We start from the raw sequence: 301 nt of genomic DNA, 5'->3' as shown, positions 1-301 counted from the left end.
ACATAAAGTTGCGCCCATATCCATCATCGCTTGCGCAAACAATCCTGAGTTTTCCCTAGGGGTTAAACGTTCTGCCAATGCCCACAGTTCTTTGGTCGTGGCAGATTTGGTAATGTCGCCATCGATTGCCGCCCACCTTGTGATTACTCGTTTAACGTTACCATCACAGATGAGGCCATAACGATGTAGCCCCATCGCCATAATCGCGCCAGCAGTCGACGGGCCAACGCCAGATATCGCTTCCCAACCGGCTAAGGTTTGCGGAAACTCGCCCGTTTTATCGATTACCTCAACCAACTGC

1 pseudogene is annotated in these 301 nt (G+C 51.2%); it reads right to left on the bottom strand.

The window, feature by feature from the left end:
* Positions 1-301 (bottom strand): annotated as a pseudogene (locus AAEZ03_RS26680) (A/G-specific adenine glycosylase); the annotation flags it as partial.

Source organism: Pseudomonas sp. HY2-MNA-CIBAN-0224 (assembly GCF_040310285.1).
In the GTDB taxonomy this organism is placed as follows: Bacteria; Pseudomonadota; Gammaproteobacteria; order Pseudomonadales; family Pseudomonadaceae; genus Aquipseudomonas; species Aquipseudomonas helleri.
The sequence above is the reverse complement of the archived record's forward strand: the minus strand, read 5'-3'. Positions and strand labels throughout refer to the sequence as shown.